26 protein-coding genes and 1 pseudogene are annotated in these 25,440 nt (G+C 74.5%); 10 read left to right on the forward strand and 17 right to left on the reverse strand.

Annotated elements, in window-relative coordinates:
* Positions 1–33 precede the first annotated feature (33 nt).
* A complete protein-coding gene (locus tag ACIO5E_RS10890; RefSeq protein ID WP_400665902.1) occupies positions 34–615 on the forward strand; it encodes a TetR/AcrR family transcriptional regulator in 582 nt (193 codons plus the stop codon).
* Positions 616–671: 56 nt separating this feature from the next.
* On the opposite strand, the gene ACIO5E_RS10895 is transcribed toward ACIO5E_RS10890, so the two are convergent.
* From ACIO5E_RS10895 to ACIO5E_RS10905, 3 genes are all read right to left on the reverse strand, one after another.
* Positions 672–1,733, reverse strand: a complete 1,062-nt coding sequence (locus ACIO5E_RS10895; protein ID WP_400665904.1) for a hypothetical protein — start codon at positions 1,731–1,733, stop codon at positions 672–674.
* Between the two features lie 107 nt (positions 1,734–1,840).
* A complete protein-coding gene (locus ACIO5E_RS10900) occupies positions 1,841–2,347 on the reverse strand; it encodes a GNAT family N-acetyltransferase (protein WP_400665906.1) in 507 nt (168 codons plus the stop codon).
* Positions 2,348–2,391: 44 nt separating this feature from the next.
* Positions 2,392–2,862: a DUF1348 family protein gene (locus tag ACIO5E_RS10905; protein WP_400665908.1), complete on the reverse strand. Its 471-nt coding sequence runs from the start codon at positions 2,860–2,862 to the stop codon at positions 2,392–2,394.
* A gap of 119 nt (positions 2,863–2,981) precedes the next feature.
* On the opposite strand from ACIO5E_RS10905, the gene ACIO5E_RS10910 reads away from it, so the two are divergent.
* Positions 2,982–3,551, forward strand: coding sequence for a TetR/AcrR family transcriptional regulator (locus ACIO5E_RS10910; RefSeq protein ID WP_400665910.1), 570 nt, complete (start codon positions 2,982–2,984; stop codon positions 3,549–3,551).
* 9 nt (positions 3,552–3,560) lie between these two features.
* Here ACIO5E_RS10910 and ACIO5E_RS10915 read toward each other — a convergent pair whose 3' ends face one another.
* The 3 genes and pseudogenes from ACIO5E_RS10915 to ACIO5E_RS10925 form a co-directional block, all read right to left on the reverse strand.
* Positions 3,561–3,887: an ROK family protein gene (locus tag ACIO5E_RS10915; RefSeq protein ID WP_400665912.1), complete on the reverse strand. Its 327-nt coding sequence runs from the start codon at positions 3,885–3,887 to the stop codon at positions 3,561–3,563.
* A 92-nt stretch (positions 3,888–3,979) separates the two neighbouring features.
* Positions 3,980–4,825: pseudogene (locus ACIO5E_RS10920) on the reverse strand (ROK family protein); the annotation flags it as partial.
* Positions 4,826–5,136: 311 nt separating this feature from the next.
* The gene (locus ACIO5E_RS10925; protein ID WP_400665914.1) at positions 5,137–6,000 is read right to left on the reverse strand and encodes a chitosanase; all 864 of its coding nucleotides are present in this window, start codon (positions 5,998–6,000) and stop codon (positions 5,137–5,139) included.
* A gap of 160 nt (positions 6,001–6,160) precedes the next feature.
* Here ACIO5E_RS10925 and ACIO5E_RS10930 point away from each other — a divergent pair, with 160 nt between their 5' ends.
* Positions 6,161–6,817 (forward strand): HAD family hydrolase, encoded by a 657-nt coding sequence (locus tag ACIO5E_RS10930; protein WP_400665916.1) that lies wholly within the window; start codon positions 6,161–6,163, stop codon positions 6,815–6,817.
* A gap of 245 nt (positions 6,818–7,062) precedes the next feature.
* Positions 7,063–7,236 (forward strand): hypothetical protein, encoded by a 174-nt coding sequence (locus ACIO5E_RS10935; protein WP_400665917.1) that lies wholly within the window; start codon positions 7,063–7,065, stop codon positions 7,234–7,236.
* A 53-nt stretch (positions 7,237–7,289) separates the two neighbouring features.
* Here the strand turns inward: ACIO5E_RS10935 and ACIO5E_RS10940 are convergent, their stop codons facing one another.
* The 7 genes from ACIO5E_RS10940 to ACIO5E_RS10970 form a co-directional block, all read right to left on the reverse strand.
* Positions 7,290–8,555, reverse strand: a complete 1,266-nt coding sequence (locus ACIO5E_RS10940) for a DUF5685 family protein (protein ID WP_400665919.1) — start codon at positions 8,553–8,555, stop codon at positions 7,290–7,292.
* A 133-nt stretch (positions 8,556–8,688) separates the two neighbouring features.
* Positions 8,689–9,723, reverse strand: coding sequence for a hypothetical protein (locus tag ACIO5E_RS10945; RefSeq protein ID WP_400665920.1), 1,035 nt, complete (start codon positions 9,721–9,723; stop codon positions 8,689–8,691).
* Entirely contained in the window at positions 9,720–10,673 is a 954-nt protein-coding gene (locus ACIO5E_RS10950) for an ABC transporter ATP-binding protein (RefSeq protein ID WP_400665922.1), read from the reverse strand. Before ACIO5E_RS10950 ends, ACIO5E_RS10945 begins: the two co-directional genes overlap by 4 nt.
* 18 nt (positions 10,674–10,691) lie before the next feature.
* Entirely contained in the window at positions 10,692–11,099 is a 408-nt protein-coding gene (locus tag ACIO5E_RS10955) for a GntR family transcriptional regulator (protein WP_400665924.1), read from the reverse strand.
* A gap of 96 nt (positions 11,100–11,195) precedes the next feature.
* The gene (locus ACIO5E_RS10960; RefSeq protein WP_400665926.1) at positions 11,196–12,572 is read right to left on the reverse strand and encodes a DUF2079 domain-containing protein; all 1,377 of its coding nucleotides are present in this window, start codon (positions 12,570–12,572) and stop codon (positions 11,196–11,198) included.
* Between the two features lie 217 nt (positions 12,573–12,789).
* Positions 12,790–13,581 carry a response regulator transcription factor gene (locus ACIO5E_RS10965; protein WP_400665928.1) on the reverse strand — a complete coding sequence of 264 codons (792 nt, stop codon included), beginning with the start codon at positions 13,579–13,581 and terminating at the stop codon, positions 12,790–12,792.
* Positions 13,582–13,612: 31 nt separating this feature from the next.
* The gene (locus ACIO5E_RS10970; RefSeq protein WP_400665930.1) at positions 13,613–15,316 is read right to left on the reverse strand and encodes an amidohydrolase; all 1,704 of its coding nucleotides are present in this window, start codon (positions 15,314–15,316) and stop codon (positions 13,613–13,615) included.
* Positions 15,317–15,472: 156 nt separating this feature from the next.
* Here ACIO5E_RS10970 and ACIO5E_RS10975 point away from each other — a divergent pair, with 156 nt between their 5' ends.
* The 3 genes from ACIO5E_RS10975 to ACIO5E_RS10985 are packed head-to-tail and all read left to right on the forward strand — an operon-like array spanning position 15,473 to position 18,226.
* Positions 15,473–16,036, forward strand: a complete 564-nt coding sequence (locus ACIO5E_RS10975; protein ID WP_400665932.1) for a helix-turn-helix domain-containing protein — start codon at positions 15,473–15,475, stop codon at positions 16,034–16,036.
* Positions 16,033–17,511 (forward strand): MFS transporter, encoded by a 1,479-nt coding sequence (locus ACIO5E_RS10980; protein ID WP_400665934.1) that lies wholly within the window; start codon positions 16,033–16,035, stop codon positions 17,509–17,511. The genes ACIO5E_RS10975 and ACIO5E_RS10980 overlap by 4 nt, the downstream gene beginning before the upstream one ends.
* 28 nt (positions 17,512–17,539) lie before the next feature.
* Positions 17,540–18,226, forward strand: coding sequence for an alpha/beta fold hydrolase (locus ACIO5E_RS10985; protein WP_400665936.1), 687 nt, complete (start codon positions 17,540–17,542; stop codon positions 18,224–18,226).
* A gap of 60 nt (positions 18,227–18,286) precedes the next feature.
* On the opposite strand, the gene ACIO5E_RS10990 is transcribed toward ACIO5E_RS10985, so the two are convergent.
* The 3 genes from ACIO5E_RS10990 to ACIO5E_RS11000 all read right to left on the reverse strand — a co-directional run bounded on the left by ACIO5E_RS10990 (position 18,287) and on the right by ACIO5E_RS11000 (position 21,926).
* Entirely contained in the window at positions 18,287–19,765 is a 1,479-nt protein-coding gene (locus ACIO5E_RS10990) for a DUF2252 domain-containing protein (RefSeq protein WP_400665938.1), read from the reverse strand.
* A gap of 319 nt (positions 19,766–20,084) precedes the next feature.
* The gene (locus tag ACIO5E_RS10995; protein ID WP_400665940.1) at positions 20,085–20,843 is read right to left on the reverse strand and encodes a DUF3592 domain-containing protein; all 759 of its coding nucleotides are present in this window, start codon (positions 20,841–20,843) and stop codon (positions 20,085–20,087) included.
* Between the two features lie 69 nt (positions 20,844–20,912).
* Positions 20,913–21,926, reverse strand: a complete 1,014-nt coding sequence (locus ACIO5E_RS11000; RefSeq protein ID WP_400665942.1) for a LysR family transcriptional regulator — start codon at positions 21,924–21,926, stop codon at positions 20,913–20,915.
* Between the two features lie 133 nt (positions 21,927–22,059).
* Here ACIO5E_RS11000 and ACIO5E_RS11005 point away from each other — a divergent pair, with 133 nt between their 5' ends.
* Entirely contained in the window at positions 22,060–22,527 is a 468-nt protein-coding gene (locus tag ACIO5E_RS11005) for a DUF2809 domain-containing protein (RefSeq protein WP_400666262.1), read from the forward strand.
* A gap of 7 nt (positions 22,528–22,534) precedes the next feature.
* On the opposite strand, the gene ACIO5E_RS11010 is transcribed toward ACIO5E_RS11005, so the two are convergent.
* Positions 22,535–23,317, reverse strand: coding sequence for an SGNH/GDSL hydrolase family protein (locus tag ACIO5E_RS11010; RefSeq protein ID WP_400665944.1), 783 nt, complete (start codon positions 23,315–23,317; stop codon positions 22,535–22,537).
* 209 nt (positions 23,318–23,526) lie between these two features.
* Between ACIO5E_RS11010 and ACIO5E_RS11015 the strand changes: the two genes are divergently transcribed.
* Together ACIO5E_RS11015 and ddaH are read left to right on the forward strand one after the other, a co-directional pair.
* Positions 23,527–24,420: an MBL fold metallo-hydrolase gene (locus ACIO5E_RS11015; RefSeq protein ID WP_400665946.1), complete on the forward strand. Its 894-nt coding sequence runs from the start codon at positions 23,527–23,529 to the stop codon at positions 24,418–24,420.
* A gap of 151 nt (positions 24,421–24,571) precedes the next feature.
* Positions 24,572–25,399, forward strand: coding sequence for a dimethylargininase (gene ddaH, locus ACIO5E_RS11020; protein ID WP_400665948.1), 828 nt, complete (start codon positions 24,572–24,574; stop codon positions 25,397–25,399).
* Positions 25,400–25,440 lie beyond the last annotated feature (41 nt).

The raw sequence follows: 25,440 nt of genomic DNA on the forward strand, positions 1-25,440 counted from the left end.
GACCGACTCAAATGGAACGTGATCCGCTTAGACATGGCCACCGAACCATCCCCGGCAGCCCACCAGCAGCTGCGCGCCGACGCCGCGCGCAACCGCGAGACCGTGCTCGCGGCGGCCACCCGCGCCTTCGCCACCTCCGACACCGAGCCATCGATGCGCGAGATCGCTCGACAGGCGGGCGTCGGCGTCGCCACCCTCTTCCGCCACTTCCCGACCCGGGAAGCGCTCGTCGACGCCGTCTATCAAGACCAGGTCGTCCGACTGACGGCCGGGGCAAGCGAGTTGCTCGCCAGCCACCCGCCCGCGCAGGCGCTGCGCCTGTGGATGGACCTGTTCGCGGAATGGCAGGCCACCAAGCACGGCATGACCGACACCTTGCTCGCCATGATCGATTCCGGCGAGATCTCCCTCGCTCACACTCGACAGGAGCTCCTGTCGGCCATCACCACGATCCTCGACGCCGGCGCCACCGCTGGGGACATCCGCGCCGATGTTCGCGCCGACGACGTCTCCGCCGGCATCCTCGGTATGCTCGCCGTCGCCGCCAAGTCCGGAGAACCCGCCCAGGCCCGACGCCTGCTCGACCTGCTCATGGACGGCCTCAGACCGCGCTGAGGTGGCGCCAGGCGCCCCACCACCCACCGCCTCAAGTGATCCATTTGCCGGTCGGTCTAAGGCCGGTAGGCGGGGAGGCCCTTGACGGTGGAGACCTGGGTCGCGGCGGCGGAGCCGTCGGCGGGGAGGGTGCTGACACCGTCGGGGGTGCGGGCCGCGACGGTCTTGCCGTCGGGGGACCAGGCGGGTTCGGTGTAGTCGGTGGTGGCGCCGGGGGTGAGGTCCTTCTCGTTCTTCTGGTCGAACTGGGTGGAGCGGCTGAAGAGGTGGTCGTGCCCGCTCACCGAGCGGACGAAGACGACGTGCTCGCCGTCCGGGGAGAGGGCCGGCTGCGAGCCCTTGCCCAGGTCGCGGGCGGCGGGGCGGATGTAGTCGTCGTAGATGTAGACCTCGTCGGCGGGGGTGTTGGCGTAGGCGATCTCGCCGTGCCGGCCGCCGGCGTTGGCCCAGGTGTTGCCGGTCTGGGGCGGCTGCGGCAGGTTCGGGTCGCCGCCTTCCGAACTGTGCGGGGTGAGCACCTCGGGGGTGCCGCCGACAGCCTTGGCGGGGATCGTCTCCAGGCGCAGGACGCCGCCCTTGGCGGCGGCGAAGACGATGTTCTCGAAGCGCTCGGTGGCATCCGGGAGGGAGTCGTCGCCGGGGTCCTTCGCCGCGTGCTGCCAGCTGGGGTGGGACCAGGTCTCGCCGCCCGGGTTCTTGGCGAGGGTGGTCTTCCCGGTGCCGTCGGGGTTGGCGACGACGAGATCGCCGTTGCCGTCGACGAACGCGGCCTTGGTGCCGTCGGGGGACCAGGCGAGGTCCCGGACGACGGTGCCGAAGTCGACGGTGGTGCCGTTCATCGCGACGGCCCGGGTGCCGGTGCTGATGGTCAGGTGGTTGGCGGCGGTGGTGCCGTTGACCTCCTTGGCGCCCGGCGCCGGGGTGCCGCCGCCGCTGGTCGAGGGCGAACCCGGGTGCGTCGAGCCGCCCGGCGCCGCGGTGCCGGGAGCGGAGGTGCCCGGGGCGGCGGTGGGATCCGAGCCGGCGTTGTCGGGGCCGCAGGCGGAGAGCAGGACGGCGCCGACGGTGGTCATCAGGGCGATCGCGGCGGCGGTGCCGAATCTGTTGCGCACGGACATTCCAGGTTCCCCCTCGGGTGCGGTTCGCAGTCGACCAGGAGCGTCCCAGTGTGGGGTCAGCGCCCGGTGTGCGCGGCGTCACAGCTGTGGAACAACACCCCTGCGTCCTACCCGGGATGGACCTCGGTGCGGAAGGTGCGCAGCCCGCGCTTGTGGTAGTTGGGCAGGGCGTTGGGGTGGTCGTCGGTGTTGGTGTGCAGCCAGACCCGGCCTGCGGTGTCGGCACCGATGGGTTCGGTCGCCCAGGCCTGGCGGAGCGCGAGGGTCAGTGCGTAGCCGCCGAGGCCTCGGCCGACCATCGCGGGCAGCAGCCCGAAGGTCGCGATCTCGACGTCCCCGCCGGGGTGGGGTTCGAGCGCGACGATTCCGGCGGGCTCGCCGTCGTGGGTGAGGAGCCAGCTCTGGCGTAGCGGGTGCTGGGCGCGGAGGGCCGCCCAGTCCCGCTCGGTGCGGCTTGAGCTCTTCCAGCCGTGCGGCCTGCCGACCTCGGCCTGGACGGCCTGCACGGCGGGGGACGTGGCGTCGGCGCGGAGCAGGGCGAGTGCGGGGACGGGCGGGGCGGGACGCAGGTCCTCGGGGGCGGTCATCTCGAGGTAGGTGACGGTCTTTGCCATTCCGTCAGGCTACGGCCGACCTACGACAGGGTGGGGCACGGTGCTCAGAGACCGAGGTCGGTGAGGCCCGGGTGGTCGTCGGGGCGGCGGCCGAGCGGCCAGTGGAAGAGGCGTTCGCCGGCGGTGATCGGCAGGTCGTTGATGGCGGCGTGGCGGTGGGCCATCAGGCCGTTGGGGTCGAACTCCCAGTTCTCGTTGCCGTACGAGCGGTACCACTGGCCGGAGTCGTCGTGCCACTCGTAGGCGAAGCGGACGGCGATGCGGTCGCCGTCGTACGCCCACAGCTCCTTGATGAGGCGGTAGTCGAGTTCGCGGTGCCACTTGCGGGTGAGGAAGTCGGCGATCTGCTCGCGCCCGGTGAGGAAGTCGGTGCGGTTGCGCCAGCGGCTGTCGGGGGTGTAGGCGAGGGCGACGCGCCGGGGGTCGCGGGTGTTCCAGGCGTCCTCGGCGGCGCGGACCTTCTGCAGGGCGGTCTCCCGGGTGTACGGGGGCAGGGGAGGGCGTTGGTCGGACATGGGATCTCCTCGGGTGCGACGGAGTCGGCGGTGAGAGCGGAGCCGGTGGTGAGAACGGTCGTTCTCGCCATGTCGGCTACTCTAGGAGAACCATCGTTCTCACGCAAAGGGCACGGCAGATGGAGCAGCGCGACCCGCGGGACCGGATCCTCGACGCAGCGGAGGAACTGTTCTACGGGCAGGGCATCCAGGCGGTCGGCATGGACGCCGTCCGGGCGGCCTCCGGCATGACGATGCGCCGCCTCTACCAGCACTTCCCGTCCAAGGACGACCTGGTCGAGGCGTACCTGCGCCGCCGGGACGGGCGCTGGCGGGCGAACCTCGCCGTCTACGTGGCCGGCGCCGCCGTCCTGCCGCGGGACCAGCTGCTCGCCGTCTTCGACTGGCTCGGCCGCTGGTTCGCCGAACCCGACTTCCGTGGTTGCGCGTTCGTCAACTCCTTCGGCGAGCTGGGCGCCGTCTCGCCGGTGGTCGCGGCGACCGCCAGGCACCACAAGGAGGAGTTCAACGCCTACCTCGCCTGTCTCGCCGAGGCCGCCGGGGCCCCGCCCGCCACCGCCGTCCAGCTCGCGCTGCTCGCCGAGGGGGCGATGACCACCGCCGCCGTGCACGGCGACCCGAGCGCCGCCGCCGATGCCAGGGAGGCCGCCCGCGTCCTGCTGGACGCCGCCCTGCCCGCCCGCGCCTGAGTTGGCCGGTCAGGGTCTGGCCGGTGCGGGGGCCGTGCGCCGCTCGAACACCTCGGGCCGCGCCGTGTCCAGGGCCGTGGCGACGGCGCCCAGCAGGACGGCGTCCTGGCCGATCCGGCTCGTCTCCAGCCGGGGCCGCAGCGGGGACCGCTCGTGCAGCGCCTGCTCCAGCGGGCGCAGCAGCAGGTCGGCACTGCGCCCGATGCCGCCGCCGAGGACGACCACGTCCGGGTCGAGCAGCGCGGCGACGACGGTGAGCGCGTAGCCGAGGCGGTCCACCTCCTGCCGGACGGCCTCGACCGCCGCCGGCTCGCCGTCCCGGGCCTGGGCGAACACCTTCTCGGCGTGAGCGGCCGCCGCATCCCGAGGTCGAGGGCGGTGCGCACCACGGCGTCCGCGGAGACGGTCTCCTCCAGGGTGGAGCCGGTCGTACCGGTGTTCCAGGTGGTGGTGCAGTCCGGCAGCCGCATCGGCCCGAGTTCGCCGGCGGCGCCGTGCGCCCCGGTCAGCAGCTCGCCGTCCTTGACCACGCCCAGCCCGAGACCGGTGCCGACCAGCAGGTAGACGAAGAGCCGGCTGCCCGTGCCCGCGCCGTAGGTGTACTCGCCGACGGCCGCGAGGTTGGCGTCGTTGGCGACGGTGAGGGTGGTGCCCGGACCGTCGGCTATGCGGTCGAACAGGCCGGGGCGGCCCCAGCCGGGCAGGCTGGCGGCGAGTCGGACGCTGCGCCGCCGTTCGTCCCAGACCCCGGGCGAGCCGGCCACGGTGTGTGCGACGGCGGTGGCCGACAGGCCCGCCTCGGCGATGGCCTCCCGGGCGGCCGCCACGACGGCGTCGGCGACGGCGTTGGCCGAGCGGCCCCGGTTGGGCAGGTCGCGGCGGGCGACGATGTGCCCGGACAGGTCGGCGACGGCGACCCGTAGCCGGGCCCGTCCGATGTCGAGTCCGAGGGCGTGTCCGGCGGCCGGGTCGGTCTCGTACAGGACGGCGGTGCGGCCGCGCTCGGGTGCGAACCTGCCGGCCTCGCGGGCGAGTCCGGCGAGTTCGAGGGTGGCCGGCGCGGCGGAGACGGTGGGCTTGGACAGCCCGGCCTCGCGGGCGAGTTGGGCCCGGGAGAGCGGGCCGTACCGGCGCAGCCGCTCCAGCAGGAGCCACTCGTTGTTGCTCCGCAACCGCTGCCGGTTCCACGGCTGTTGTCCACGTCCTGACAGTTGAGCGGGGGTGGCGGGCCGCGGTGCCCCGTCCGTGGCCGTAGTCCGTCCTGCTGCGCTCATTCGGCCGATCGTAGGGCACCCGTCAGCCGACGAACGAGGCCGGGCCGTGCGCGGATCGGCGGGGCCGAAGGCGAGCCGCCGGTGGCGCGGGGCCGACCGGGGACCGCCGCCACCGGTGGGGCTGAACGCGCACCGCCGGCGGCGGCGGGGAGTCCCGGCTCCCTGCCGCCACCGGCGGTCGGATCGCCCGACGGGGCCGCGCTCCCCGGGCTGGGGGAGGCCGGGGAGCCGGGCCGCGTCGGGCCGGGGTCCGGTCCCACACACCGGACCCCGGGCTTGGTGGGGAGGAGGCGACTAGGGCCGGACAGGCCCTAGTTGATGGTGTAGCTGGAGCCGAAGGCGGTGACGTCGAGCGGGCCGTCCAGGTTGTAGTTGCCGGTCGCCGCGATCCGGCGCAGGCACTCGACCCGGTCGACGGACTTGCGCCACTCGTCGGCGGTGGACGCGTTGCCCGGGTTGGTCAGGTCGTCGACGCGGACGTCGAAGAAGGCGTTCAGCCAGGCGTTCTCACCCGCGCTGGACGGCGAACCGACCGTGGCGTTGGTGCGGCTGATGAGCGCGGGCAGGGCGTCGTACTCGCTGCCGTTGCCGTGCTGGATGGAGGCGTCGTACAGCTCCGCGCGGGCGAGCGCGGTGGTGAGGCCGAGCTGGTCGGCCTGGCTCATGGCCGGGTTGAAGTAGCGCTGCTCGACCTGGTCGTCCTGGACCTGACGGAAGGTCGCGTCCTCCGCGGCCTGCTTCCAGGCGGCGATGTAGTCGGCCTCGGGCAGGCCGCTGGTGTCGCCGCTGGCGGCGGCGGCCAGGCGCTCCAGCTCGGGGATGAAGCGGGCGAGCGGGTTGCCGGGGGCGACGTCGGTGTAGGCGCGGACGACCTTGAGCGCGTCGCCGTCGTTGGTGGTGAAGCCGGCCCGGCCGGCGGTGACGCCGCGGCCGTCGTTGATGTTCTCCGCGTAGCCGTACTGCAGCACGGTGGTGCTGTTCTCGAAGATGCTGATCAGCTGGTCGGCGCGGCGGTGCTGGTCGGGGGTCAGCCCGCCGGCGGCCACCTTCTGCACGGCCGAGGCGGTCGCCGCCGTGGGGGTGGCGGAGGCCGAGGTGGCGGCCCAGGCCGGGCCGGTGGCCAGGGCGGCCGCTGCGGCGACCACGGCGAGGCGTCGGGTACGGGAAACTCGCATGGGTGTGCTCCGATCTCCGGCGTGGTGCCGCCGGAGGCAGTGGGGGGTTCGGCGTGCCGATCGACCGGCCGCCGTGGGGGCAAGAGCGCGAGCTCGCGGCAGCAGAGTACGGTCTGCGCCGGGCGGGGGTCCATAAGGTAAGGAAAGTTTCCTAATAAAATTGTGTCAGGGCCGAAAGCGGCCCTCGGACGGTGTCCGGGGCATCGCGATCTGTTCCAACGGCGCCTTCGGCTACGACATGCGCACCCGCGCGGTGATCGCCGAGAACCCGATCCCGGTCGACGTGTTGGGCGAGAGCGCCCGGCTGCTGCGCGAGGCCGTGCCGGGGATCGGGCTGGCCGTCGAGTACGCCCAGGAGCTCGCCGGGGACGCGCACTACGAGGCGGGCGACTGGGACGCCGACACCACCGTGCGGCGCCTGGACGACGTGCGGCTGTTCGGCCGTCCGGCGCCCAAGCTGATCGGCCGCCACCCGGAGTTGTCCGCCGACGAGTTGCTGGCCCTGGCCCGCCCGGTGCTCGGCGATCTGGTCACCGTCTACCACGCGAACGGCGAGCGGCTGGTCGAGGCCGTCGCGAAGGGCGTGAGCAAGGCCGCCGCGCTCGGCGACCTGGCACGGTGGCACGGGATCACCCGCGAGCAGGCGGTCGCGTTCGGCGACATGCCCAACGACCTGCCGATGATGGCCCGGGCGGGCACCTCGTACGGCGTCGCCAACGCCCACCCGGAGGTGCTGGCCACGGCGGACCACGTCATCGGCGGCAACGACGAGGACGGGGTGGCCGCCGTCCTGGAGGGCCTGTTCCCCGAGGGATGACCGGTCCGTGAAGGCGCGTCGGCGGCCCGGGGGGCGCACCCCCCCGGGCCACCGACGGCCGGTCGTCGTGCACGGCGCGGGCACGGCGGGAACGCCCGTTCCTGAGAACGGATGTTCCTGACATGAGAACTGAACCATTGACTCATGAACGCGCCAAAAGTCTGCAGGTGAGGGGCGGCCGCGTCCGCCTGCCCGGTCGCGGTGTGTTTATCGCCTGTTGATCGCCAAGGCCTAGCCTCGGGGCCATGGACGAGATGGTGGCCGAGTGGCCGGGGGCGGCGGCGCCCGAGGGGCGGATGACGGAGCAGGACGCCGGGCGGTTCCGGCAGTTGCTGGCGCGACTGGAGAGCTCGCTGGCGGCGGACCGGGCGGCAGGCCAGGCGGCCGGCCGGTCGGCGGCGCCGGGGCCCGATGCCTGACGGGCCCCGCCGCAGCCCGGCGACCGGGCGGCGGCCGGAGAGCTGACGCTACGTCAGCAGTCGCACCCGCAGTCGCAACAGTCACAACCGTCACAGCCGCTGCAGTCGCAGCCGCTGCACCCGTCGCAGCAGTCCGGGCAGTCGCAGTCGTGCCGCTGGCACCAGCCCTCGCGGCGCTCCCGGCTGAACGGGTCGTTGTGGTCGCAGCAGAGCAGCTGGCAGCTGCAGGCCATCAGGGCCCACACCGCACAGCCGGCCAGCAGGTTGCGCGGCCGCGGCGGCTTCTCGCCGATCGGGCTGAAGCCCGGGCCCTGCGGCACCCACGGCGGGATCGGCGCCTGGCCCGGGGCCTGGCCGGGCGGCGCCTGGCGCGGCGGTGCGTCGTTCGGGTGCTCGCCGGCCGCGGAAGCGGCGGGCGAGCCGGGCCCGGCGTTCCGGGTGCGGCAGGCGGTGGTGTGGGCGGCCGGCCCGAAGACCCGGTCGACGGCCCGCTCGGTCTCGTGCGCGAGCAGCAGGTGCACCAGGGCCCGGTCGGTGAGTTCCGCCTCGCGCAGCGCGAGCCGGATGCCGTGCACGGCGTCGCGGCAGAGGCGTTCGGCCTCGGCGCGGTCGGTGCCGGTGGCGGTGAGCGGGTTCCAGGCGCCGGCCTCGGCGTCGGCGGCCTGGTCCTCGGCGGCGTCGAGGAGGTGGGCGAGCCGGCCGAAGAGCCGCCCGGCCTCGGCGAGCGGGGCGGCGTTGCCGGGGCGCCCGGCGAGGACGGCGGTGTGCGCGAACGCGGCCGAGGTGGCGGTCTCGGTGGGCTCGGTGACCAGCAGGACGGAACCGCCCGGCGCCAGTGACCGCTCCAACGTGCCCTGCCGGGCGGCGGCTTCGAGTAGGACGCCGGTGTCGAAGCCGATCGTCGAGGCGCTGCCGGCGCTCTGCCGGTCCCACCGCCGGGTGACCGCCCGGGCTCCGGCGGCGACCGGGCGGCGGGCGAACACGCCGTCGCGGTCCTCGACGTGGTCGCGGATCTTGACCGAGGCGAGGGCGAGCGAGACGGCGGCGGCGAGCCGGGCGCCCTCGCCCCTGGCGACGGAGGCGGTGCGCATGCCGCGCAGCGGGCACGGCCCGGCGGTGCGCCGCCAGGAGGCGTCCTCCCGGGCGGCCTGGGCCTCGACCAGGACCGAGATGATCAGACCGTCGTAGTTGGTGGCGGTGCGGGCGAGTTGGCCGTGGTCGTCGCGCAGGGCGAGGCAGAGCCCGCACAGGTGCGCCATCCACGAGCTCTGAAGCCGCTCGGACAGCCGGTGCCTGCACGGTCTGATGATGCCGAACATGATTCCCCCAAGCCCTGGCCTGCGGCCGCTGACCGGCCCTGATCCGCCGCACATCATATGATCACCGCCCCTCCCGGGCCGAGGCGCGGGAGGGGCGGAGGCCGACGGGAGGGGGCGGACCCTGGACCGGAGCTCAGGCCCGCCGGGTCGCCCGCAGCGAGTGGCCGTCCCGCCGTGCCCGGTGGAAGACCAGCGCCAGCGCCGTGGCGGTGAGCGCCACCAGGATTCCGGTCTCGATGAGTTGGATCGGTACGAAGTGGTCGGCGGGGTGGTACTCGATCCAGCTGTGGGTGGTGCTCGCGCAGCGCTCCCAGTGGCCCCGGCAGGAGTCCGTCGAGACCCACCGGCCGTCCGCGAGCACCGGTCCGCGGTCGACCAGCCACGCGTTGTGGGGCTGCCACCCGTCGAGCGGGACCACCTCCTGCACCGTCGGGTAGAGGAAGGGGCGGGCCCACCAGATCAGGCCCTGGGCGGCGGCCACCAGGACGCCGGTGACCAGGATCGCGGCCACCGTGCGGCGCAGCAACTGCCCGACCAGCAGGCCCAGCGCCAGCGCGAACAGCGACCAGGCGACCGGCACCACCCCGAGGACGGGGTAGGTGAAACCCTGGAACGGCGGATCGAAGGCGACCGGGCCGTGCGCGATGTCCACCCACCACACCCAGGTCATCAACACGGCGAGCACCCCGGCGGCGGCCAGCGCCGCCAGTCCGGGCAGGACGATCCGCGCGCCGAGCCAGCGCAGCGGACTGACGGACTGGGTCCAGGCCAGGCGGACGGTTCCGCGCTCGTACTCCTGGGCCAGCAGCGGGGCGCCGACGAACATGCCGAGCAGCAACGGGACGGCGGCGGCGGCCGGTTGGAGCCACTGGGCGTACACCACGGAGCGGCTGTCGATGGGGTCGATCAGGGACCAGCAGTTGATCGTGCTCCAGGTGTCGGAGTCGTAGCAGCCGGCCCGGTCCAGATCGTCGACCATCTGCTGGAGGGAGAAGTGGAGCCAGAGCAGGGTGGCCGAGGCGAGGACCAGCAGGCCGGCGATCGCCCACAGCGTGATGCGGCTCTGGCGCCAGGTCAGCCAGAGCAGCCTGCCCCGGCGGCGCCGGGTCGGCGACTCCGGCGCGGCGGGCGCGGTGGCGGCGCGCTCGGTCAGGACGTCGGTGCTCATGCGGCGATCCCGTTCTCGGTCGTCTGCGCCTGCGTGGCCGGCCCGGCGGTGGCCGGGGCCCGGAGGTAGCCGAGCAGCAGCTCCTCCAGGCTCGGCCGGCCGCCCTCCCACGGGCCGTCCAACGGTTCCCCGGTGCGGACCAGCACGTCGACCCGACGGCCGGTGGAGCGCTGCTCGACCAGGACGCCCGTGGGGAGCGCGGTGCCGGCCGGGCCGGTGAGCAGCTGGTGTCCGTCCAGCAGGTCCTCCAGGTCGCCGCAGAGGCGGACCCGCCCGGACTGCACCAGCAGCAGGTGGTCGATGACGCCGTCCAGCTCGGGGAGAAGGTGCGAGGAGACCACGATGGTCGTGCCGCGCTCGGCGGCCTCGGCCATCAGCGTGCCCATCAGCTGGTGCCGGGCGAGCGGGTCGAGGTCGGCCATCGGCTCGTCGAGCAGCAGCAGGTCGGGGCGCTTGCCGAGGGCGAGCGCGAGGGTGACCCGGGTGCGCTGGCCGCCGGAGAGCGATCCGATCTTCGCCTTGGGCCTCAACTCGCCCTGGTCGATGATCTGCTGGGCGAAGTCCTGGTCCCAGGCCGGGTTCAGCTCCTGGCCGAGCCGTAGCGTCTCGGCCACCGTGAAGCCGGGGTAGAGCGGCTTGTCCTGGGCCACGTACGCGGTCCGGGCGCGCAGGTCGTCGGTGGTGGACGGCTCACCGAACACCCGCAGCTCACCCTCGGTGGGGGTGAGCAGGCGGGCGGCGATGCCGAGCAGGGTGCTCTTGCCCGCGCCGTTGGCGCCGACCACCCCGCAGATCCGCCCGGCCGGGACGGCGAAGGTGCAGTCGCGCAGCGCCCAGTCGCGCCGGTACCGCATGCCCAGGCCGTCGGCCGCCAGCGCCGCCGGTGCGTGCGGCGCTGCCGGTATCGAAGGCGCCGCCGATGCCGGCGGCGTGTTCGTCGGGTCGTTCACCCGGTCCCCCCAGTGTCCTTAACTCGGTGTTGCCGGGGAGACCCCGGTGTCGAAACGCTGTTCCAGGACGGACGCCATCAGCGCGGAGATGTCCTCACGCTCCAGCCCGGCCTCCCGGGCCCGGTCCACCCAGCCGACCAGGTCCGCGCGCAGCGGCCCGTCGGCGGCCGCCTCCGGCCGGGCGAGCGAGCGCCGGACGAAGGTGCCGAGCCCCGGCCGGGGCTCGACCAGGCCCTCGCGTTCCAGTTCGCGATAGGCCTTCAGCACGGTGTTGGGGTTGATCGCGGTCAGCTCGACCACCTCCCGCGCGGTCGGCAGTTTGTCTCCGGGCTGGAGCAGCCCGAGCCGCAGGGCCTGTTTCGTCTGCTGAACGATCTGCTGGTACGTGGCGACCCCGCTGCGCCGCTCGATGCGGTACTCGATCACACGCGATTCGACCTTTCACTAGTTCAATAGTGGAATAGTGGCGTACGGCGGTGCGCGGGTCAAGCCGGACCGGGGGGTGCCGGGCGGTGCGGACGATCAGGGCCGTCGCAGCAGCAGGAGGGCGTCCGCGTCGATGACCCGCCGGTAGCCGCGTTGCTCGTACTCCGTCAGCATCCGGGCGGTGGCGGCCGCCGCGCACGGGGCCTGCACGCTCGGGTCCGTCCGGTCGGCGACCACCCACTCGGGCCCGGGCCCGGTCGGCTCCTGGCAGACCAGGGTGACGGTGTCCCGGCTGGTCAGCTGCGCGGCGAGCCGGTTGGAGGCGGCGACGGTCGCGCCGTCGGGTATCGAGTCGAGCACCGCCCGGACGTGGGTGAGCCGGGGGGAGGTGCGCCACGCCTCGGGCATCACCACCTCGTGCAGCGGATAGACCGGCACGGTCACGGCCGCCACCAGGGCGGCGGCGGTGAGCGCGCGCCGCGCCCGGCGCGGGTGGGCGCGGGTGAGGGCGTCCACCAGGGCCGCGATCACGAGCGGCATCAGCACCGCGCTGTAGTGGTAACTGACACCCCAGTAGTGCGGGTTGGAGGAGAGCAGCCGCCAGGCCAGGGTGGGTGCGCAGAGCAGGATCAGCGGCGAGCGCAGCCCGAGGAAGCCGGCGGTCGCGGCGAGCAGGAACAGCAGCAGCCACTTGACCGGGGGCCAGCCGATCCGGGCCGCCAGCGACCAGGCGGAGGGCTGCCCGCCGCCGTCGAGTTGCTGCCAGTAGTCGAAGCCGCCGTGCGGGTTGAACGAGGGCAGCACCACGAGCATGGTGAGCGTGGTGGCCGTGACCCCGACGCCCGCGAGCGCGAGTCCCGGCAGCGGGCTGCGCCGGTCCTGCCGCGACTGCCAGGCGATCAGCAGGCCGACGGCGGCCACGGTCAGGCCGAGGTCCTCCTTCACCAGGAGCAGCGGCAGCGACCACAGCGCAGCGGTCAGGTGGCGGCGCCGGCCGAGTGCGGTGGCCGCGAAGGCCAACAGTGGGACGGCGAAGGCGATCTCGTGGAAGTCGTCACCGGCGGCCCGGACGATGCCCCAGGACGCCCCGGTGACGCACCCGATCACCAGCGCGACTCGCGGCCCGCCCACCTCGTGCGCCCACCGGGTGAGCGGTACGACCGCCAGCGCCATGAGCAGCGCCTGCGCGACCAGCAGGGTGACCGGACTCGGAAACACCCGGTAGGCCGGGGCGAGTACGGCGATCAGCGGGTGGAAGTGGTCCCCGAGCAGGTGGTATCCGGGCCCCTTGAGCGGCACGATCGGCGCCTGGCCGTGCGCGTAGGCGCGGATGGCCTGCTCGAAGATGCCCAGGTCGTAGGCCTTGGTCAGGCCGCGTCGGTGCCGGTTGACGGCGACACAGGTGTAGAGCGCGGCGAATCCCGCGGCCAGGCTCCAGGCCAGGGCGGCGGGTCGGCGTGACGGGGGGAACAAGCGCACTGGCAAAGTACCCTTTCACTATTCGATTAGTGGAAGGGTGGTGGAAGGAGGGGTCACCGTCAACCCCGGTCCGGCTGCGCCGACCGGGCCTGTGACCTGCCCGAATGCGGTCCGTCAGACGGTCGCCGAAGGCCCTCTGGGGTGGGGCGGGATCCGGTGGGGCGGGTGCGGTGCGCCCGTGGTCCGAGCGTCGTGCGCCGCCGGGCGCGCGTCAGCGGGCGGGTTCGATGCCCCAGGCGGCCGCTCGGGCGGCGGCGGCCGCGCGGTTGGGGAGGTCGAGCTTGGCGAGGATGTGCTCGATGTGGGTCCCGACCGTGCGCGGCGTGATGTACAGCCGCTCGGCGATCTCCCGGTTGGTGCGGCCGGCGGTCAGTTCGGCCAGTACCTGGAGCTCCCGTGGGGAGAGCCCGCCAGGCCGCCGGGCGGGCTCGGCGGGCTCGGCGGGCTCGGCGGGGCCTGCGGCGGCGACCTCCTCGGGCGGCGGCCCCGGGTGAGGGGCGACGGCCGCCGCGAGGGACTCGGTGAGCAGGGTGACCACGGCGCGCGCCGGATCGGACGAGCGCCGCGGTCGGCGGGTGCTGACGTTCAGCATGCCGACGTACCGGCCGTCGGCGGCGAACAGGCACTGGGCCACGCCGTCCTCGATGCCGAGGGGCGACAGCACCTGCTGGAATCCCGGGGACACCGCCAGGAGCTGCCCGGGGACGTCCCTGAGCCAGAGGCCGCCCCGGGCCGGGCTGCGGAGCACGGGGAACACCGGATCGTGGTGGAGGCGGGTCTCGATGTAGGCCGTGGCGTCGTCCGGGTAGCTGCCGGCCAGCGTGGTGTGGCGCCGACGCAGCGGATCCCACCGGGCCAGCGAGGCGTGGTCGTACTCCACCACCTCCGACAGCGCCGCCAGGACCGCGTCGACGCCGGTCGCGCCGCTCGTGGCGCTCCTGGCGGCCGCACGGACGTGCAGGGCCGCGTCCAGGATGTCCGCCGTGCTCCGCTCCGCTGCCATCATCCAAGGATGATCATGTGCCCGGAAGACGTCAATCGCGCAGGGCGTCGTGCACGACCCGTCCGTCCACGACGGTGAGGACGACGGGCAGCTGCGGGATGTCGTGGGGGTCGGCGGTGAGCAGGTCCCCGTCGAGCACGCAGAGGTCGGCGACCTTGCCCGGCTCCAGGGAGCCCTTCCAGTCGTCGGCGAAGTCCTGCCAGGCCGCGTCGACGGTGTACGTGCGGATCGCCTCGGCCAGGCCGATGCGCTGCTCGGGGCCGCTGACCCGGCCGGCGGCCTTCGACTCGCGCAGCATCATGGTGGCGACGCCCTGGCGCCAGTCCGGGTATGTGACGGGGGCGTCGGACCCGCTCGCGACCCGCACGCCGGCGTCGAGGGCATCGCGGTAGGGCCATGCGTACGCGGCCCGTCCGGCGCCGACGAACTCCTCCTCCATGTCGGCGACAGTCCACTTGATGGTGGGGTTCATGTTGACGCCGAAGCCGTGCGCGGCCAGCACCTTCATGCTGTGCGCGGTGAGGAAGTCGCCGTGGATGACGTAGTGGCGGGCGTCCGGCCGCGGGTGCTCGGCCATGGCCGCGGCGAAGGCGTCCGCGACGGTGTCGATGGCCCGGTCGCCGGTGACGTGGACGCCCAACTGGTGCCCGGCGGCGTGGGCGTGCCGGATGATGGCCCCGATCTCGGCGATCCGCTCGGCGTCGGTCTCGCCGCCGACGCACAGCGAGCCGCAGCCGCCGCCGACGTACGGCTCGTGCATCCAGGACGTCCGGTTGGGGACGATGCCGTCGGCGAAGATCTTGACCCCGTGGATCGCGAGGCGGCGCGGATCGGCGTCGCCGGACTCGTCGAGCAGGGCGAGGGTGCGGGCGAACTCGTCGGCGCTGCTCGCCATTCCGGTGGGCAGGAGCAGGACGCCGACGCGGGCGGTCAGTTCGCCGTCGGCCAGCAGCCGGCGGTAGACGTCGAGGGTCTCCGCGCCGAGCGCGCCCCGCATGATGCCGTCACCGCCGGGGCCGAGCCCGGGCTCGGTGTAGCTGGTCACGCCGAGCCGGGCGAGCGTGGCGAGGGTCGACCGGATCGCGTCGGTCCGCTCCTGCCGGCCGAGCGGCGGCAGCGCGTTCTGGACGAGGGCCTGCGCCCCCTCGTGGAGCAGCCCGGTCGGCTCCCCGGCCTCGTCCACGACGATGGCCCCGCCGGGCGGCGCGACGGTCTGCCGGTCGATCCCGATGAGTTCCAGGGCCTTGGAGTTGACCCAGGTGGCGTGCCCGGAGAAGGAGTACAGGACGACGGGGTGGTCCGGGCTCACGGCGTCGAGGTCGCGCCGCGAGGGCGACCGCGACGGATCGGCGACGCACTCGTCGAGGTAACCGGTGTCCCAGCCGTGCCCCGTGATCCACTGTCCGCCCGGAACCCGCCCGACGGCCTCCGCCACCGCCGCGACCACGTCCGCCAGCGAGGACACGGCCGGGTGGCCGAGGTCGAGGGAGAGCGGCGGCGTCGCCATGCCGAAGGCGCATCCGTGCAGATGCGAGTCGTTGATGCCGGGAAGCAGCGTCGCCCCGCGCAGGTCGACGACGCGGGTGGCGGGCCCGACGAGCGGCGCGACGTCGTCGCGCCCGCCGACGGCGCTGATGACCCCGCCGGTCACCGCCAGGGCCGAGGCGACGGTGAACTCCGCATCGACCGTGACCACCCTCCCACCGACGAACACCAGATCCGCATACGCGTCCACAGAAGGTCCTTTCGAAAACCGGGCGCACCGCACGGCCACCCGCGAGTGATCTCCCGAGGACTATGGCCGCGCCCCCGCCCGCCGCACATCGGTCATTCCACCGATACGCGCTCCGGGCCCCGGAAGCGATCTCATATCCGGGATAGCATCGCGAATATGGGAATCGAGACGGCCGCCGACGAGCGGCTCGCCAACCGGCTCGCCGAGTTGCGGGTGGAACGGGGCTGGACGCTGGAGGAGTTGGCCCGGCTGGCGGACATCAGCCGGTCCACGCTGTCGCGGGTCGAACGCGCCGAGGTCAGCCCGACCGCCGCGCTGCTCGGACGGCTCTGCGCCGTGTACGGACGGACCATGTCCAGGCTGCTCGCCGAGGTCGAGTCGGCGCCGGCCCGGCTGGTGCGGGCCGAGGACCAGCGGGTCTGGCGCGACGAGGCCACCGGCTTCGTCCGCCGGTCGGTCTCCCCGCCGCACGGCTCGCTGCGCGCCGAGATCGTCGAGGGCCGCCTGCCAGCCGGCGCCGACATCGCCTACGACCGCCCCTGCGTGGCGGACCTGGAACACCACCTCTGGGTGTTCCAGGGGACGTTGGAGCTGACCGTCGACGGTGAGCCGCACCTGCTCGGCCCCGGCGACTGCCTGCGCTACGTCTCCGGGACCAGCCGCTTCCGCGCCCCGGGCCCGGACGAGGCCCGCTACGCGCTGGTGGTGGTCGAACCGTGAGGTCTTCGAAGGCCCGGACAGCCGCCGCGCCCCGCGAGCGCTTCGACGCCGCCGGGCGCCGCGTCCTGCTGGTCTGCGTCGCCGGCGGCTTCACCACGCTGCTCGACCAGTCCGTCCTCAACACCTCCATCCCGGCGCTGCGCGAGAGCCTGCACGCCCAGCCCGCCCACCTGCAGTGGATCGTCGCCGGCTACTCGCTCGCCTTCGGCCTCGCGCTGATCCCCGGCGGCCGGCTCGGCGACGTCCGGGGCCGCAAGTGGTTCTTCGTCACCGGCCTCGCCCTGTTCACCCTGGTCAGCCTGGTCTGCGCGACCGCCGCCACGCCCGGGGTGCTGATCGCCGCCCGGCTGCTCCAGGGCGTCGGCGCCGGACTGGTCAACTCACAGATGATCGGCACCCTCCAGGACGTCTTCGACGGCCAGCTGCGGGCCCGCGCCCTCGGCATGTACGCCGTCACCGGCGGGCTGGCCTTCGCGCTCGGCCCGCCGATCGGCGGCGCGGTCCTGGCGGCCGTCGGCCCGGAGCACGGCTGGCGGCTGACCTTCCTGCTGAACGTGCCGTTCGGCCTGGCCACCGTCGCGCTGGCGGTGCGTCACCTGCCAAGGCCCCGCCCGAGCGCCCGGCACGCCGACCTCGACCCGGTCGGCCTGCTGCTGGTCGCCGCGCTCACCCTCGCCCTGATGCTGCCGTTCGTCCAACCGCCCGGCTGGACCGGCTGGCTGGCCTGCACGGCCGCCGCCGTCCTGCTGCTCGGCGCGCTCGCCTGGTGGCAGCGCCGCTACGCCCGCGTCGGCGGCCACCCCCTGATTCACCCGGCGCTCACCCGCTCCGCGCCGTACGCGCTCGGCACCGCGACCGCGATGGCGCAGTTCGGTTCCTCGCTCGCCGCCGGACTGGTGCTCACCATGTTCCTCCAGGACGGCCTCGGGCTCTCCCCGATGGGCGCGGCGCTGGTCGCACTGCCCTCGGCGCTGGCCATGGGCGTCGCCTCCGCGCTGGCCTGGCGGGTGGTGCAGCGCTTCGGCCGACGCACCGTCACCGCGGGCATGACCGGCTCCGCCCTGGTCATGCTGGCGAGCGGACTGGTCGCGCACTGGGCGCCCGCCGCCGTCCTGCCCTGGCTGCTGGCGCTGCTGCAACTGTGCGGCGGTGCCTCGATCGGCCTGATGGGCGCCACGAACCAGGCGTACGTGCTGCGCCACGCGCCCGCCGAGGCGGCCGGGGTGAGCGGGGCGATCCTGCAGATGGCGCAGCGGATCGCGGCGGCGGTCTCGGTCTCGGCGCTGTCCGGGGTGTACCTGCGGCAGACGGCCGGGGGCGGCGGCCACCGCTCCGCCTACCTGGCCACCAGCGCGGTGTGCGCGGCGGTCGCCGCCCTCGCCGTCCTGGCCTCGGTGCTCGCCGGCCGGGCGGCGGCCCGCGACACGGCGGGCGAGCCGGTCGCGGTGAGCCGTGGGCGAACACCCGTCCGGTGACGGCCGGTCGGCGCGTACGGTGACGAGCATGACCGAGATCCGGACCGTGGAACTGCCCGAGCTGACGATCGCCTACCGCGAGAGCGGCCCGGTGGACGGTCCGCCGCTGGTGCTGCTGCACGCCCTCGGCGAGCGCGCCACCGACTGGGACGCCGTCCTGCCCGCCCTCGCGCCAGGGCACCACGTGTACGCGCTCGACCTGCGCGGCCACGGCGACAGCGGCCGCACCACCCCGTACGGCCTGGAGGAGATGCGCGACGACGTGCTCGCCTTCCTCGACGCGCTCGGCCTGGCCCGGGTCGACCTGGTCGGCCACTCGATGGGCGGCGCGGTCGGCTACCTGGTCGCCCAGGCCCGGCCGGAACGGATCGACCGCCTGGTCCTGGAGGACATCCCGGCGCCGTACTCGCGCCCGGCCAGTGCGGTGCCGGACGCGCCGGACGAGCCGGTGCACTTCGACTGGGCCGTGGTGAAGGCGGTCAAGGCGCAGATCGACACCCCCGACCCGGCCTGGCGGGAGGGGATGTCGAGGATCACCGCCCGCACCCTGCTGGTCGCGGGCGGTTCGGCCAGCCACATCCCGCAGGAGCGGCTGGCCGAACTCGCCCGGCTGATCCCGGACTGCCAGCTGGTCACCATCGAGGCCGGGCACCTGGTGCACAGTGCCCGGCCCGCCGAGTACGTCGCCGCGGTGGCGCCGTTCCTGGCGCGCTGACGCAGTCCGCGCTGATGCGGACCTCGCCGGCGCGGACCCCGGTGGTCCAGACCGTGTGACTCAGACCCCGTGCTCGGCCGGCAGGCGGCCGCCGCGCACCGCCGCGACCAGGTCGGCGTGGTCGGCCTCGGTCCGGTCCGCGTACGCGACCGCGAAGGCGGCGACCGCCTCGTCCAGTTCCTCGCTCTTGCCGCAGTAGCCGGCCAGCAGGCCGGGGTCGACGGTGTGCGCGTGCGCCCGGGCCAGCAGGGCGCCGGTGATCCGGGCGTAGTCGTCCAGTTGGCCCGGCAGCAGCGCGGCCGGGTCGACGCTGCCCTTGCGGTTGCGGAACTGCCGTACCTGGTAGGGCAGTCCGTCCACCGTCGTCCAACCCAGCAGGGTGTCGCTGACCACCTGCATGTGCTTCTGCCCGAGCACCACCCGGCGGCCCTCGTGGCCGTCCTGCCCGGCCACCGGGTGGCCGGCGCGCTCCAGGTAGGGCAGCAGCGCCGACGGGCGGGCCTCCTTCACCTGGAGCACCAGCGGCTGGTCCCGGTGGTCGGTGAGCAGCACCACGTACGAGCGGGTGCCGACGCTGCCCGTGCCCACCACCCGGAACGCCACGTCCTGCACCCGGTAGCGGGACAGCAGGGTGCGCACCTCGGCGGGCACCGTCGCCACGTACGGGCCGAGCGACTCCGCGACGGCCCGCGCGGTCGCGTCGGTCACCTCGGTGAGCACCGGGGGAGCGGCCGTGAACCGCAGGCCGCCGTCCGCCGTGCGGGCGGTGCTGCGGGCGGCGAACCTGGCGCTCGTGTTGCCCAGCGCCTTCGCGCCGACCTTCTGCAGCACCTCGGCCAGGTCGTGCGCCTCGGTGAAGGAGACCAACTGCTCGTCCGCGACGGCGTTCCAGGCGTCCAGCGCGGGCAGCTTGGCGAGCGTGCGCATGGTCCGGCGGTAGGAGCCGGCCGCGTGCTCGGCGGCCTCCCGGACGGTGGCCTCGTCGGCCCCGGTCTCGCGGCCGGCCAGCACCAGGCTCGCGGCCAGCCGCTTGAGGTCCCACTCCCAGGGGCCGGGCACGGTCTCGTCGAAGTCGTTGATGTCCATCACCAGCCGGCCGCGGGCGTCCCCGTACAGGCCGAAGTTGGCGGCGTGCGCGTCCCCGCACAGCTGGGCGCCCACCCCGGTGTCCGGTGTGCCCATCAGATCGGCGGCCATCAGCCCGGCCGAACCGCGCAGGAACGCGAACGGCGTGGCGGCCATCCGTCCCACTCGGATCGGCACCAGCTCGGCGATCCGGCCCGCGTTGGAGGCCTCGATCGCCTCCACGGCCGTCGGCCGCCCCGCCGCGGGTGCGAACTCGGCATGCCGCTCCCGCGGCACCCGCCGGCGCAAGGCCTTCCCACGCTCCCGCGCGCGTCCGTCCTGCCCCGAGGCGAACCCGGCCACCGCGAAGGCCCGGTGGCCCTGCGGCCCCACCCCGTTCGAGTCCGCCCTGTCCGCGTCCGTCACGGCCCTGTCCACCACGGCCCCGTCCACCGCGCCGATCACCTGTGTCACCGCTCCCCGCCCGTCCCTTCCGGCTCCCACCCGCCCACGACCTGCGCGAACGGCCTGCAGGGGGAGTGACGTCCGGCGCCTGACGTCGGTTCCTGCGGCGCGGGGTGCTTCCTGCGGCCGCCGGCGCGGACGGCGGTGCCCGCTGAGGGGGTCTCATGGCCTCGGAACAGCGTCGCGGACGTGGCCGCCTCCACGCCGACCGGGCACTGACCGGGCGCGCGGTACCTGACCGGGTGTCCGGGGGCGCATAGCGCGTGTTTGCAAAGTCGCGTCGGACCAGGCGGGACTTTGCAAACACGCCCTAGGGCGGCGTCCGGGGTCAGTCGTCCGTGGGGGCTTCCAGGAGCCACCAGACGCACAGCGCGCACGGGGTACCGAGCCCGCCCACGGCAACCGCGATCCACAGCGCCCAGTAGGCGCCGCCGACCACGGGCGCCCGCTGCGGGTGCGCGGGATCGATCCGTACGCTCACCCGGTGCCCGTCGGGCCACCGGTCGTCCGCGCCCTCGCTGGTGCTGTACTCGCGCTCGCCCGCCGACCAGTGGTAGGTGCACGCGGTGCTGGAGTCGCCGGTGGACCGACAGCCGGTGACGGTGGCCGTCACCCGCAGCGTGGCGGCGTGGTCGAGGTCGCGCTCGTGGGACCAGCCGCTGAGGGCGAAGGCGAAGCAGCCGGCGAAGACGCAGAGCATCAGGGCGAGCAGGGTGCCTCTGAACAGGGCGAGGAGTGCGGCGCCGGGGCGCGGGCGCCGGCGCAGAAGCAGGCGCGCCGGTGCGGCCAGTGCCGCGAGCGCGGCCGCGGCGGCCGCGCCGATCCAGCCGTCGTACCAGGTGGTCGATCCCCATGGCGCGAAGGCCGTGGTCGCCGCGCCGACCAGGACGGCGGCCCAGGCCACGCATTGGAGCGGGCGCGTGGCGCGGCGCGCCCGCTCGCGCAGCCGCTCGGCCCGGCCCGCTCCAGCGGCCGGGGCGACGGCGGGGGTGCCGCCGGGGGCACTGGAGGGCCGGTGGTCCTCAGGAACGGTGGAGGGCCTGCGGTCCTCGGGGACAGGAGGCGGCGCGTCCGCGATCGTGGTCACCCGGTCACGCTGGCAGAGGGCTGCGCGAGGCACCAGAAAGCACAGCTCACTCCCGGCGTTCAGCAACGCTTACGGCGTCGCGGTGGGCGGGCCCTGCCCGTCGGGTGCGGCCTGCTCGCTGGGGTCGACCAGGTGCCCGTTCACGCGTGGCTCGCCCTCGGTCAGCCCCTGGGCCGCCAGCCGCTCACTCGTCATCAGCAGCGCGCTCTGCAGCGCCTCGGCCGCCGCCCGCACCGCCGGGGGCGCCCCCCACGGACCGGTGCGGCGCAGCAGGCGCACCAGGTAGGTGCCGGGCACCGGCAGGGTGGTGACGGTGCCGGCGCCCGGGCCGATCAGGGCGGCCGCGTGGGCGGGCAGGATCGCGGCGCCCAGGCGGGCGGCGAGCATGCTGTAGACGGCGAAGCGGTAGCGGGCGGTGTGCTCGACCGAGGGCACGATGCCGTGCTCGGCGGCCAGGCGCTGGAAGGCCAGCTGCCGGGGCGAGCCGGCCGGGGCGCCGATCCAGGGGCGCGCGGACAGCTGGGCGGCGTCGGTGGGCGCGGGCCAGTCGTGCGGGACGACCAGGCGGTAGGCGTCCTCGACCATGACGCTCGCCTCCACGCCGTTCGGCAGCGGGGTCGGTTCCTGCTGGTCGTCCTCGATGACCAGCAGGTCCAGTTCGCCCAGCCGCAGCGCGCGCAGTCCGTCCTGGCGGCCGCTCTCCACCAGGCGGGGGGCGAGGTCGGGGTGGGTGCGGGCGAGGACGTGGACGGCGGTCGTGGCGAAGAAGGTGATGGCGGGCGGCGGCAGGCCGATGGCGACCGGGCCGGCGGCGGCGCCGCCGAGCGCGCGCAGGTCGCGGGCGGCATCCTGGAGCGCTTGGCCGATCCGGTCGCCGTGGCCGGCCAGCAGGCGCCCGGCGGCGGTGAGTTCGGCCCGCCCGCCGGTGCGGTCCACCAGCGGGACGCCGACCTCGCGTTCCAGGCGGCCCAGCTGCTGGGAGATCGCGGACGGGGTGTGGCCCAGCGCGCGCGAGGCGCCCGCCACGCTGCCGGCGTCGGCGATCTGGCGCAGGATCAGCAGTCTCTTCGGGTCGAGCTCCACCGCACCGCCGTCCTTTCGCGCCGCCCGAGGTGGCAGACGCCCATCCTGACAGAGCCCGCGGCGGAGGGCAGCTCGGTCGGGGCCCCGTCACCGCCGCCGGGTCGCCGGGTGAGGCGGGGAGGACGTGTCCGGAATGCGCCGGCCGGCCCGTAGGGTGGGGCGTGTGGATGATCTTCGGGGGAGCCTGCGGTGGCGGGTGGTGGCACTGGCGGCGGCCGGGGTGACGGTGGCGGCCGGGCTGGGGGCACGGGCCGTGCTGGGCGGGGACGTCGCGAAGTACGCCGGGGACGCGCTCTACACGGTGCTGGTGTACGCGTTGGTGGTGTCGGTCGCGCCCGGGGTGCGGCCGGTGCGGGCGGCCGTGGTGGCGGCGGGACTGAGCTGGGTGGTGGAGCTGTTCCAACTCACCGGGGTGCCCGACGCGTTGGGGCGGCGCAGCGGGCTGGTCCGGCTGGTGCTCGGGTCGACGTTCAATCCGCCGGACCTGCTCTGGTACCTGGTCGGCGCCGCGTTCGCCGCGCTGGTGCACCGGGCGCTGCGGACCGCGTGGGCCGTGCGGACCACACGGATCACCCGGATCGCAGCACCCGAGGAGGTCTGACGAATCGTCAGAGCGGCATCAGGTCGGGGCGCTTGGCCTCGACGTGGTCGCCCGAGGACTCCCCGCGCAGCCGTCGGCCGACCCAGGGCAGCAGGTACTCGCGGGCCCACTGGAGGTTCTCGCGCCGCTGGTCGGCGGCGGACAGCTCCGGAGTGGCCGGCCAGGGCGCCTCCGGGTCCTGCTCGGTGCGCAGCCCCAGCGAGCGGGCGGCCAGCAGGGCGACCCGCTGGTGGCCTTCGGGGGACAGGTGCAGCCGGTCCTCGCTCCAGGCTCGGCGGTCCTGGACGGCGCGCAGCGACCAGAGGTCGGCGACCTTGCAGCCGTTGCGGTCGGCGACCGCCCGCATGTGCCCGTTGTAGGTGGCGATCTTGCCGCGCAGGTGCTTGAACAGCGGCACGTCGCGGGTGTCGAAGCCGGTGCAGATCAGCACCGTCCCGGTGGACTCGGTGAGTTGGACGATCGCGGCCTCGAAGCGCTCGGCGACCTCGTCCGGGTCGCTGCCGGGCCGCAGGATGTCGTTCCCGCCGGCACAGAAGGTGACCAGGTCGGGCTGGAGCCGGCGGACCTGCGGCACCTGCTCGGCCGCGATCTGGTCCAGCAGCCGGCCGCGCACCGCGAGGTTGGCGTAGCGGAACCCGCCCGGCGGTCGTCCGTCGGCGAGCAGTCCGGCCAGGCGGTCGGCCCAGCCGGCGAAGGCGCCGTCGGCGCCGGGGTCGTTCAGACCCTCGGTGAAGCTGTCGCCGAGGGCGGCATACGAACTGAGGTCAAGGGTCTCCTGGAGGTTCGGCATGAAGGAGATAGTTCACCTATTCAAGTGACCTACGCCACCGTAGGTGCCCTCGGGGGCACGTGAGATGGGCCACGTGCCCCGCCCGACGCGTAGAGCGCCGGGCCCCGGAAACCACAAGATCCCCGCCCCCTTCCGCTTTTGGGCCCGCCCGGACGATCCTCGAAGGGTGCGGCCGACGCGGCCGCCGTCCTTCCAGGGGGAAGACATCCATGGCTATGAACCCGACCTCCGGCATGCCCGGACAGTGGTCCGTCGACGACCGCTGCACCAACTGCGACGTGGCCCGGCAGCTCGCGCCCGGGCTGATCCGCGAGCACGCCGGCCGCTCCGAGCTGGTCCGCCAGCCGCGTGACGAGGCCGAGCACCGCAGCCTGCTCGCCGCCGCCCACGCCTGCCCCACCCGCTCCATCCGCCCGGGCACCGGCCCGCTCGACCCGGCCACCGACCCCTTCCCGCTCGCCCTCGACGACGGCCTGCTGCTGCTCGGCCACAACTCCCGCCACACCGCGGGGGCCAACTCCTACCTGCTGCGCCGCGCCACGGGCTGGTTGATGGTCGACACGCCCCGCTACGCCGAGCCGCTGGCCGCCCGCTACGAGGCGCTCGGCCCGGTCACCGACGTCCTGCTGACGCACCGTGACCACGCCGCGCACGGCCGGGCGTACGCCGAGCGGTTCGGCGCCCGGCTCTGGATCCACGAGGGCGACCTGGAGGCCGCGCCCGACGCCGACCGGGTGCTGCGCGGCGTCGACCCGGTGGAGATCGCCCCGGGCGTCACCGCCCACCCCTTCCCCGGCCACACCCGTGGCAGCGTGCTGTACCTGGCCGACGAGCGCTACTGCTTCACCGGCGACACCCTGTACTGGTCCCGCACCACCGGGGACCTGGAGGTGTACGACACCGTCACCTGGTACTCGATCGAGGAACTCTCCGCCTCGCTGGACCGCAGCCTGGGCACGCTGTGCTTCGAGTGGCTGCTCCCCGGCCACGGCGAGCGGCGCCGGATGCCCGCCGGGGAGGCGGCGGTACGGCTGCGGGCGCTCGCCGACCGCTGCCGGGGTCGGCGGCCCGCGTCGGTGGACTTCGGCGCGGTCCGCTGGTGACACCCGGGCACGCGTGCGCCGGTGCCCGCGCCGGGTGCGCGGGGGCCTGCGCCCGCCGGGGGCGCCCGCGCGGGTGTGCGAACGGCATCGACGGGGCAGCCGAAGTGGAACGGAACCCCTGAACTCCCCCGCAACCGAGGACGGTTGAGCAATGCCCACGCAGACCCCGGAGCGCACCGCCCGGCCGCGGCGCTACCTGATGTGCCGACCGACCCACTTCACCGTGGACTACGCGATCAACCCGTGGATGGACCCGGCGCAGCCCACCGACACCGCGCTCGCCGTCCGCCAGTGGGAGCGGCTGTACTGGCTCTACCGCCGCCTCGGCCACACCGTCGAGCTGATCGACCCGGTGCCCGGCCTGCCCGACATGGTGTACGCCGCCAACGGCGCGACCGTGCTGGACGGCCGGGCGCTGGTCGCCACCTTCCGCTACCCGGAGCGGGCCGCCGAATCCGAGGCCTACCAGGCCTGGTTCCGGGCGCACGGCTACCGGGAGGTGCGCCGCGCCGGGCACGTCAACGAGGGCGAGGGCGACCACCTGGTGGCCGGCCGCCGGGTGCTCGCCGGGACGGGCTTCCGCACCTCCCGGGCCGCGCACGCCGAGGCGGGCGAGGTGTTCGGCGTCCCGGTGGTGACCCTGACCCTGGTCGACCCGCGCTTCTACCACCTGGACACGGCGCTGGCGGTGCTCGCCGACGACCACGTCATGTACTACCCGGAGGCCTTCGACGCCGACAGCCGGGCCGTGCTGCGCACCCTGTACCCGGACGCGATCCTCGCCGACCGGGCCGACGCCGAGGTCTTCGGCCTCAACGCGGTCTCGGACGGCCGCCGGGTGCTGCTGCCCGAGGCGGCGAAGAACCTGGCCGGGCGGCTCGCCGAGCACGGCTACGAGCCCGTCCCGGTGGACGTCTCGGAACTGCTGAAGGGCGGCGGCGGGGCCAAGTGCTGCACGCTGGAGCTGCGCCCGCGGTGAGCCGTTCGCGCGCGTCCGGTCCGGTGACGCCACGGCGGCCG

The sequence above is a fragment of the Kitasatospora sp. NPDC087314 genome, assembly GCF_044744365.1.
In the GTDB taxonomy this organism is placed as follows: Bacteria; Actinomycetota; Actinomycetes; order Streptomycetales; family Streptomycetaceae; genus Kitasatospora.

Bases quoted from the DNA above. Each gene is read 5' to 3' on its own strand.
- ACIO5E_RS10975 (WP_400665932.1), top strand. From the start codon at position 15,473: ATGGGAATCGAGACGGCCGCCGACGAGCGGCTCGCCAACCGGCTCGCC.
- ACIO5E_RS11015 (WP_400665946.1), top strand. From the start codon at position 23,527: ATGGCTATGAACCCGACCTCCGGCATGCCCGGACAGTGGTCCGTCGAC.
- ACIO5E_RS11005 (WP_400666262.1), top strand. From the start codon at position 22,060: ATGCGCCGGCCGGCCCGTAGGGTGGGGCGTGTGGATGATCTTCGGGGG.
- ACIO5E_RS10900 (WP_400665906.1), bottom strand. From the start codon at position 2,347: ATGGCAAAGACCGTCACCTACCTCGAGATGACCGCCCCCGAGGACCTG.
- ACIO5E_RS10890 (WP_400665902.1), top strand. From the start codon at position 34: ATGGCCACCGAACCATCCCCGGCAGCCCACCAGCAGCTGCGCGCCGAC.
- ACIO5E_RS10895 (WP_400665904.1), bottom strand. From the start codon at position 1,733: ATGTCCGTGCGCAACAGATTCGGCACCGCCGCCGCGATCGCCCTGATG.
- ACIO5E_RS10935 (WP_400665917.1), top strand. From the start codon at position 7,063: ATGGACGAGATGGTGGCCGAGTGGCCGGGGGCGGCGGCGCCCGAGGGG.
- ACIO5E_RS10925 (WP_400665914.1), bottom strand. From the start codon at position 6,000: ATGCGAGTTTCCCGTACCCGACGCCTCGCCGTGGTCGCCGCAGCGGCC.
- ACIO5E_RS10985 (WP_400665936.1), top strand. From the start codon at position 17,540: ATGACCGAGATCCGGACCGTGGAACTGCCCGAGCTGACGATCGCCTAC.
- ACIO5E_RS10910 (WP_400665910.1), top strand. From the start codon at position 2,982: ATGGAGCAGCGCGACCCGCGGGACCGGATCCTCGACGCAGCGGAGGAA.
- ACIO5E_RS10905 (WP_400665908.1), bottom strand. From the start codon at position 2,862: ATGTCCGACCAACGCCCTCCCCTGCCCCCGTACACCCGGGAGACCGCC.
- ACIO5E_RS10940 (WP_400665919.1), bottom strand. From the start codon at position 8,555: ATGTTCGGCATCATCAGACCGTGCAGGCACCGGCTGTCCGAGCGGCTT.
- ACIO5E_RS11010 (WP_400665944.1), bottom strand. From the start codon at position 23,317: ATGCCGAACCTCCAGGAGACCCTTGACCTCAGTTCGTATGCCGCCCTC.
- ddaH (WP_400665948.1), top strand. From the start codon at position 24,572: ATGCCCACGCAGACCCCGGAGCGCACCGCCCGGCCGCGGCGCTACCTG.
- ACIO5E_RS10965 (WP_400665928.1), bottom strand. From the start codon at position 13,581: ATGGCAGCGGAGCGGAGCACGGCGGACATCCTGGACGCGGCCCTGCAC.
- ACIO5E_RS10945 (WP_400665920.1), bottom strand. From the start codon at position 9,723: ATGAGCACCGACGTCCTGACCGAGCGCGCCGCCACCGCGCCCGCCGCG.